The sequence below is a fragment of the Streptomyces sp. CB03238 genome (assembly GCF_002099185.1).
In the GTDB taxonomy this organism is placed as follows: Bacteria; Actinomycetota; Actinomycetes; order Streptomycetales; family Streptomycetaceae; genus Streptomyces.
Window position 1 is genome coordinate 40,258 of the sequence record NZ_NBCN01000035.1, and the last position, 7,800, is coordinate 48,057.

The 7,800-nt window shown below is 69.8% G+C and carries 7 protein-coding genes; 3 read left to right on the plus strand and 4 right to left on the minus strand.

Annotated features, from left to right (window positions below):
- Nucleotides 1–200: 200 nt before the first annotated feature.
- The gene (locus BKD26_RS36140; protein WP_241519009.1) at nt 201–578 is read right to left on the minus strand and encodes a GNAT family N-acetyltransferase; all 378 of its coding nucleotides are present in this window, start codon (nt 576–578) and stop codon (nt 201–203) included.
- A gap of 806 nt (nt 579–1,384) precedes the next feature.
- On the opposite strand from BKD26_RS36140, the gene BKD26_RS36145 reads away from it, so the two are divergent.
- Entirely contained in the window at nt 1,385–2,290 is a 906-nt protein-coding gene (locus tag BKD26_RS36145) for a hypothetical protein (RefSeq protein ID WP_084907063.1), read from the plus strand.
- Nucleotides 2,291–2,509: 219 nt separating this feature from the next.
- On the plus strand, nt 2,510–3,100 hold the full coding sequence (locus BKD26_RS36150) for a hypothetical protein (RefSeq protein ID WP_084907065.1): 591 nt from the start codon (nt 2,510–2,512) through the stop codon (nt 3,098–3,100).
- A gap of 79 nt (nt 3,101–3,179) precedes the next feature.
- Here BKD26_RS36150 and BKD26_RS36155 read toward each other — a convergent pair whose 3' ends face one another.
- The 3 genes from BKD26_RS36155 to BKD26_RS36165 form a co-directional block, all read right to left on the minus strand.
- The gene (locus BKD26_RS36155; RefSeq protein ID WP_084907067.1) at nt 3,180–3,626 is read right to left on the minus strand and encodes a hypothetical protein; all 447 of its coding nucleotides are present in this window, start codon (nt 3,624–3,626) and stop codon (nt 3,180–3,182) included.
- Between the two features lie 5 nt (nt 3,627–3,631).
- Nucleotides 3,632–4,870 (minus strand): hypothetical protein, encoded by a 1,239-nt coding sequence (locus BKD26_RS36160; protein ID WP_084907069.1) that lies wholly within the window; start codon nt 4,868–4,870, stop codon nt 3,632–3,634.
- 115 nt (nt 4,871–4,985) lie between these two features.
- Complete coding sequence (locus BKD26_RS36165) at nt 4,986–5,636, minus strand: hypothetical protein (RefSeq protein ID WP_084907071.1); 651 nt, start codon at nt 5,634–5,636, stop codon at nt 4,986–4,988.
- A gap of 614 nt (nt 5,637–6,250) precedes the next feature.
- On the opposite strand from BKD26_RS36165, the gene BKD26_RS36170 reads away from it, so the two are divergent.
- The gene (locus tag BKD26_RS36170) at nt 6,251–7,519 is read left to right on the plus strand and encodes a DNA polymerase III subunit beta (RefSeq protein WP_084907073.1); all 1,269 of its coding nucleotides are present in this window, start codon (nt 6,251–6,253) and stop codon (nt 7,517–7,519) included.
- Nucleotides 7,520–7,800: the final 281 nt, after the last annotated feature.

The following is a 7,800-nucleotide window of genomic DNA, read 5'->3' on the forward strand; positions in this document are numbered from 1 at the left end:
CTCGCTCCGAGAACGACGTGTGCCTTCATGCGGTGCGGCGTGGGGATCATCCGCAGTCCTTTCCATCCGTACGCGAAGTACCGCCGGCGATGAGGCCAGCGATGAAGGTTGTACCGGTCGCCGTACGAGGTGCGGGGCAGATACGCGGAAAGCGCCCCAAGCGCCGTACCCAGACGTCAGTGTCGGTTGTCACGAGAACGTCAGTGGGCTTTCTGACCACGGCATGCGGGGTCACGTGGCGCGCGGATCATGCTCTCCCTGGAAGAGCCGATCTCGCCGCGGCTGGCATTGGTGATGAAGCCGAAGCGTCGGTAGAACGCGTGCAGCCGATCCGGGTCCCCGCCGAAAGTGCCGCTCGGGCTGAGCGCCACCGGCACACCGTGCAGGTCGGCCTCGGCAGTAATGCGCTCCATGACGCGCGTGCCGATCCCCTTGCCTCGCTCGCCCTCCGGAAGGAAGATCCAGAACAGCACGAGATACGGACCGGGATCGAGTCCGAGTTCAAGCCGCACGCCCGGGTAGCTGGTCCGTATCTCCTCGGCCAGGGCATCGGCCCATGACATCGGTGCTTGATCCACGAACGCTCCTTGTGCAAGGCGGGCGGCTGCCCCCGCAGCGGCCGGGGCAGCGGTGTACCCGTCGGGCCGGACGTGACGGAGGGCGAGCGCGAGTCTGACATCGCCCGGCGCGTCCTGCCTACCTCAACCCTGAGCCGCACACCGCTGCACGCGTTTTTGCGCAGACCGTGGGAACAGCCGAGCCCCGGCCTCTCCATAGAGATCCGGGGCTCCACGTTTCTGGGGGCCGTAGTGGAACGGTTCGCTCGGTGTCGCTCTGCGCCTGTTGGCGAATCCTACCGGCCATGTCAAGTGTTCCCACCCCCACAGCAAAAACGCGCCCGTGAGGGGGAACACGAAGGAAGTCCCGATCTTCGGGGGGATCGCTGGAGCGTCGCTCCGCGCCTGCAAGGGCGATCATACCGAGCGTGTCAAGTGTTCCCACCCCTGTGCATTTTCTCGGCGGGGAATCCGGCCCCCGATGACCGCTCAATGCCCCGGTTTCTGTTGTTTTCTTCCTGTAACGCGGTCGGGCGTGTCATGACAACGCGGTCGGGCGTGTCGCGGTTTTTCGGGCTCGTTTTTGCGTGTTCCGCACCCTCGGGGAACACTTTTCACGGCAAATTCGATGCATAACCGCAGGTCAGATGAGGTGTTCCGAGTGTTCCTCGTGTTCCCACCCACCTGAACCCCAGTTACGCGTACGCGCGCGAGGCGGGGGCGGAACGCCCGTGGGGGTGACGGCGCCCCTGGGTGGGGGTTGACTGGGGTCCATGGCGTTTTACAGCGCTAGCTCCGTAAAACGGTCGCGCCGCACGAAAGCTCAGGTGGAGGCGCTGCGCGCCGCGCTGTACGCGATCGTGGAGGCGGCAAGGCCGTGCAGCGTCCGGCACGTGTACTACCTGGGCATCGGGCGGCTGTGGGCGAAGGACACCGGTGGCTCGCGCCGGAACTACTCGACAGTCGTCCGCGAACTCGGCTACATGCGCGAGCACGGGATCCTTCCCTGGGAGTGGATCACAGACGGCACCCGTATGGTCCGCCAGGAGCTCCAGTACGACTCCCTCAACGACGCCCTGGAACGCACGGCAGAGGCATACCGGCGCAATCTGTGGGCCTCCCAGAGCCGACGGGTCGAGGTCTGGTGCGAAAGCGACTCCGTCGGCGGCGTGCTGCTGCCCGTCACCACCGCCTGGGGGGTGGGCCTGTACTCCTGCCGCGGCCAGTCATCCAAGACCTACGTCTACGAAGCGGTCCAGGAATACGCCCGCCTGGGCAAGGCGGTGAGCATCGTCTTCGCCGGCGACTTCGACCCGACCGGCCGCGCCGTACCCCGCTCCGTGGTTGAGCGCATCACCCGCTACGGCAACGGGCACCGGCTCGACGTGCAGTTCGAGCAGATCGCCGTCACCGCAGACGACGTCCGCTCCGGCCAGTTCACCACCCACGACGTCAACACCCGCGACGTCAACTACAAGCGCTACCGCGAGGAGTGCCTACGCGAAGGCCTCGACCCGCACAACGCAGTCGAGGTCGAGGCCATCCCTCCCGGCCTGCTGCGCGGCCGGCTCGATACCGCGATCGAGGCCCTGGTCGACGACGCCCGCCAGTGGAACATCGCCGCCCGGATCGAACAGGCCGAACGCGAACTGCTGCGCACGCTGCCGGAGACGGTGAACGGGCTCATGCGGCGCGCCGGGGTCGAGCTGGACGGCCAGGACGGCGACGAGTAGCCGACAGGGCCGACGAGAGGCCAACGGCTCGGCCCGCGTAGGTACTTCACCAGCCCGTCCACACCGGCTGCGCCGCTCGGCCCGCTCCTGCGACGCATCAGACGCGGGGGAGGGGTAGCCCGCACCCTCGGCGCAAGTTCGTCAGGAATCCCTGACAACTCAACTGCCGTCAGGGTACCCTGACGGCAGTTCCGATCCGTTCTGGCAGGAGGCACAGGCATGGGCTGGGTACACCCGGACGACACGATCGGCCACGAAGGGGACATCGTGGCGGTCCTCGAAAGCGGAGAAGACGCCCCCAAGGACACCTTCGACCAAGCCGTACAGGCCATGCAGGACTCACGCTGGGGGTGGGAGAGGTACGACGGCCACGAGGACGCACCCCTCGCCGCCGGCATCCGGGCCATCTGCACATGCGGCTGGAAGGGCCCCCGGCGGCGAGCCGACTTCACCGACCCCGACGAGGCGTCCCTGGCCTGCTACCAGGACTGGAATCACCACACCGAGGTCCAACTGGCCACCAGCCTGCCCGAAGACGTCACCCGGCACCTGGACGACCTGGACGACGTCCTGAGCGGCCTGTGCCACGGCCCTCGGCTTGAGGAAATCACCCAAGAACCGGGACACGTCCGCCCCCTGGCAACCATTCACGCCGCCAAGCGCCTACGCGAGCTGGCAGACCAGTTGGAGGCCCAGGCCGTACCGCGCGCCAGGGCCTCGTACTCCTGGGAAGACATCGCCCGCGCCCTGGAAGTCAGCCGACAGTCCGCCCACGAACGCCTCCGTCACCTGGACGCCCCAAAGGGCTGACCACTCCAGGCACGGCAACGGCTACGCCCTTGGTCCCCACGAAAGGGACCAGGGCGTAGCCGTACGGGTAACGGCGGGCTCAGGGCAGAAACCTGTCGTACCCGTACGGGTCCGCCGCCAGCTCGTCGAGCGCGGCCTGCGCCGCCTCGGCGCCGCTCCAGCGACGCAAGGACGCGGGGGAGGGGATCGCCTCGGCCCCGTGCGCCAGCAGGTGCCGCACCACCAGGGCGACGTCATCGGGGTCGGCCCACCCATCCAGCGGCAGCGCCTCGTACCGCTCGGGCCACCCGTCGTACGGCGCCCCGGTGAACACCCAGCCCTCCGGGAACCGGGCCAGGGCCAGGCCGATCGGCCAAGCGTGCGTGCCAGCCGGGTTGTTGTCGCTCCACTCCATGATCCCGACGTGCTGACGCTCGCCGCCGCGGTGGCGAGCGACGCAGTGCCAGCGGTCGGTCCACACACCGTCCCTTTCCAAGGCCCGCGCGACGGCGTGCAGGTAGGCGCACAGCGGCGATTCCATCGGCATGGCGCTCAGCCCTCCCGTACGACATCGCCATCGGCGGGCGCGGGCACCAGGACCTCACCGCGGCCCGCCATGTACGTCACCACCGCGCCCGGCACCTCCCGGGAGGGCACCGGCCCCACCACGGAGGCCGGCAGCACCGCCTCCTGCGCCGCCAGGAGCTCCGCCAGACGCTCCCCGGCACCGGCCGGGCCCGTCACAGCCACCCGCACGTCGTACGCGCCCACAGGGCCGCCGTACGGCCGTTCCCCAGCCTCCTTGCGCCGCCGCTCGCTGTCCCCCGGACGCCCAGCGTCGGGCGTCTCCGCCATGCGCTTCAAGCACAGCCACAGCCGGTCCGCCGTCCCCGGCGGCCACGGCGTACGAAGCTCACCGGTGGCCGGGTCCAGCTCGCCACGCCACTGCGCGTACCGCGACGCCACATCGTTCGGCCACCGTGACCTGAGGTACCGCGCGGCCGACGCTCCGGGCGCGGGCGCGGCTACCTCCACCGGGTGCCCGAGCTCAGCCAGGCGCTCCCGGACCGTACGCAGCGGCCCCCACACCACCCGCCGCCGCCCGGCGAACGCCTTCGTCAGCTTCGCCGCGCCGGCCTCCGGTGCCACCGCCTCGGCGGGCGCGCCCTTGGTACGGGGGCCGGCCAGCCGTACGAGCACATCGGCGACCCGCTTGCCGTTCTCGTCGACGACGTGCACCCGGGCCGCGAGCGGCGGGCGCTTGCGCCCCGACGACGTCGGCTCGGCGGCCACCAGCTCCACCCACGTCACCGCCAACGGCGCGGCCTCGAACAGACCGCGGGCCCAGGCGGCGTTCTCGGCGCGCCGCTCCCGCAGCTCGATCTGCGTGTCCACCACCATCGCGATCCGCCAGCACATCGCACACAGGTACCGGCCCTGCCGCTCCTGAAGCGGCAGCTGGCACTGCGCCGCGCAATCCGTGCACACCCGCACCGACGCCGACCGGCGCGCCTCCGCAGACGCCAGCTGCACGCCGGTTGCCTTCGTCGGCCGCGACTCCGCGACGTCGTACAGCGCAACCTCCATCTCCTTGTCGCGGTAGTCGCGGCCCGCCACGTACCCGCGCACCGGACCGGCCGGCTCCCGGGGAAGATCCGCCCGCGCCATCTGCGACTTCGACGCCAGGCGCCACGGCACCTCGCTCCACCGGCTGTACCACCGGGGTGCGGGCTCCGGCGCGGTCGCCGGCACTGACTCCTCGGGCTGTTCCACCACCTGCTGCTCCGTCACGTTGCGTCGCCTCCCAGGAAATTGGGCGACGCCTCGACAACGCCGCCTTGTAGGGGGACGGTAGACCCTCCCGCCCCCCGAACGCAACTAAGTCAGGGCTCTGACCAGAGACTTTCTAGTTTGCAACCTGTGACCGCAACGCGGCACCGGCTTCAATTCCGCGCCACAAGCCGCCCCGCCACACATCACCCACCGTGGTCACCTGCCAGGCCAGCTCCACGTACTCCCGCAGCGGCCCCGCCAACTCCCTCGTCGTCCAGTCCTCCGTGACCAGCCAGCGCGGCGGCACGATCCCCGGGTTCTGGTCCCGCCAGTCCCTCAGCGCCGCGATCGATTTCGCCGACGTGTGCCAGCACGCCGCATACACCTTCCGCGCCAGCGGCTGGGGCAGCCGCAGCGGCACGCCCTTGGGGTACCCGCCGTCCCGCGACCCGGGCCACCGCCCCGGGTCCATCGCCTCGTCCGGGACCGCCGGCCAGCGCCGGTCCCACCAACCGCGGGCTCTCAACTCCAGCTCGATACCGTGTATGGCGAGCACGTCGATCGTGTCGAGCAGCTCGCCGGCCTGCCGCAGCCGCGCCAGCTCCCGACGCCACGCCGCCCGCACCTGCGCCGCCTCCCGACGGCTCAGCCCCGCCACGCTCCACCGCTCATCGCCCGCGAGTACCACCCGACGCTCCTTCTGCGCCGCGATCTCCTCGGTCAGCCGCTCACGTGTAAGCAGCGACACCTTGGCGGTCACAGGTTGCTTCCCCAACTTGTCCATGCGGCCATCATTCCATTTCTAGTTTGCAAACATCATCACCTCCGTGGCGGAAAGCGACGCGGGGGAGGGGTGCACCCGGATCCGCGCGCCCCTCCCCCGACCCAGGCCGGAGACAGGCGCAGCGGCGCGGCAGTGCAGGGCGCAGCGCCAGTTCTTCCGGGGTGGCCGGGGCCGGGGCCGGTCCCGCCCCCCCGCCGCCGGGGGCGTGTCGGGTCCGCTGCGCTACCCCGACCGAGCGCTACGCGCTCTCACGCCCGAGGGTGTGCCGGTACGTCGGGTCCGCTGCGCTACCCCGACCGAGCGCAAGCGCTCGCCCGCACACCCTCCCGGGGGTCGCTCCGCTGCGCTCCCCGACCCCCGTCGTCCGGCACACGGGGAAGCGCTGCGCGCTTGCCCCGAGCGCTGCGCGCTGCCGGACGACGCCTCTGGCTCTGCGCGCCAGAGGCAGAGGCGGCACGGCCCCGGCCCCGGCCACCCCCCGTATGGGTTGACCTGCGAAAACTCCTCGAAAAGCATCGCATTGAGTAGGGAAATGCGGTACAGTTTTCTTGTCGGGAGGTAGTGGCAACCACCCGACAACCCAAGACAACTGACCCCTATTCAGGGAGGCACGCATGCCCACGACCGACCTCAAGACGACCGAGCGCGAGTCCGCGAAGCCGACCGCTCATTTCGCGGCAACGAACGCCCAGCTCACCGAAGCCTTGAACATCGCGGAATTCGGAGTCTGGCCGAACGCGCAGCCCCACGCGCAGCGCGGAGTGCTTATCGAAACGAGCCGGAACCGCGCCACTTTCAGCACCTTCGATTTTCAGACCGCCGTATCGGTCACGGTGCCCGTGGGAACCCCGGTCGCAAAGGGATATTCGCTTCTCGATTTCGTGGAGCTGAAGAAGGCGCTCGCCGCCATGGTGGCAGGAGAGACCAAGACGGTGGCCGCCCGCACGTCCGTCTCCCTCACGGGGGATCTGCTGGCCACCGAGCACATCACCGTGCCGATCGCGACGCTCGACATTCACGAGTTCACGCACCCGCCGGAGGCGGTACCCGCCATGGCCACCATGGACGCACAGACGTTCCTCAAGCAGATGAACCGCGTGCTGCCGACGGCCGGCCGGGACGAGACCCTGCCGACCCTCACCGGTGTCCAGATGACTCTGGAGGGCGAAACGCTCACGATGGCGGCCACCGACCGCTACCGCTTCACGGTGGCGGAAGTCCCCAGCAGCGCCACGGTGCAGCCGCTGGACAAGCCCCTCACCACCCTCATCCCCGCCGGCATCCTCGCCCCTCTGGCCAAGCGCCTGAAGACGTACGACGGCCCCGTGGGCATCGGCATCCTCGAGAACGGCAAGGACGTCACCGCCCGCGCCACCCTGTCGATCGGCGACACCACCATCACGATGCGCCCGCTGGAAGGCAGCCTGCCCAAGCACGACAGCCTGTTCCCCACCGAGTGCGACACGTCCGTCCGCATCGACCGCGCCACCGTCGTACGGGCCGCGAAGAAGTGCCAGGCCCTCATCAAAGCCAAGGGCGAGAACGGCATGCCCGTCAGCTTCGCGTGGAACGACGACGGCACCCTCACCCTCGCCCCGCGCATCGGCACCGCCGACGACCAGGCCCGCACCAAGGGCATGACCATCCCGTCCACCATCACGTACGGAAGCGCCGACACCCTGCGCGGAAACCTCCTCGCCCTCAACCCCGCCTTCCTGCTGGACGCGCTCGGCACGTTCACCAGCGACACCATCACCCTCCACATCCGAGAAATGAAGGACGGACTCACCACCAAGCCGGTGCTGCTCACGGAAGGCACCGACATGGCCGGCGAGGGCTACCGGCACCTGCTGATGCCCATCCGGCTCGACCTGGCGAAGTAGCAACCCCGCGGGGCGGGAAACCATCCCGCCCCGCCACGGGGTGGTTGTGCGCGACCATCATGGTTTTTCTAGTTTGCAAACTTCATCTAGGGGAAGGGTGCGCGCCGCTCCCAGACCCAGCCCGCCCCGACGGCGCGGAGCGCCAGCGGACCCGCTTCGAGGCAACCCGCCCCCCGAGCCCCCGAGTTGATGACGCATCACACGCGGGAGGGAGGCGCGGAGCGCCGACCCAGCGGTGCGGGGCGCGGCGCGCCCCGATACCCGCTCCGCGGGTGTCCGGG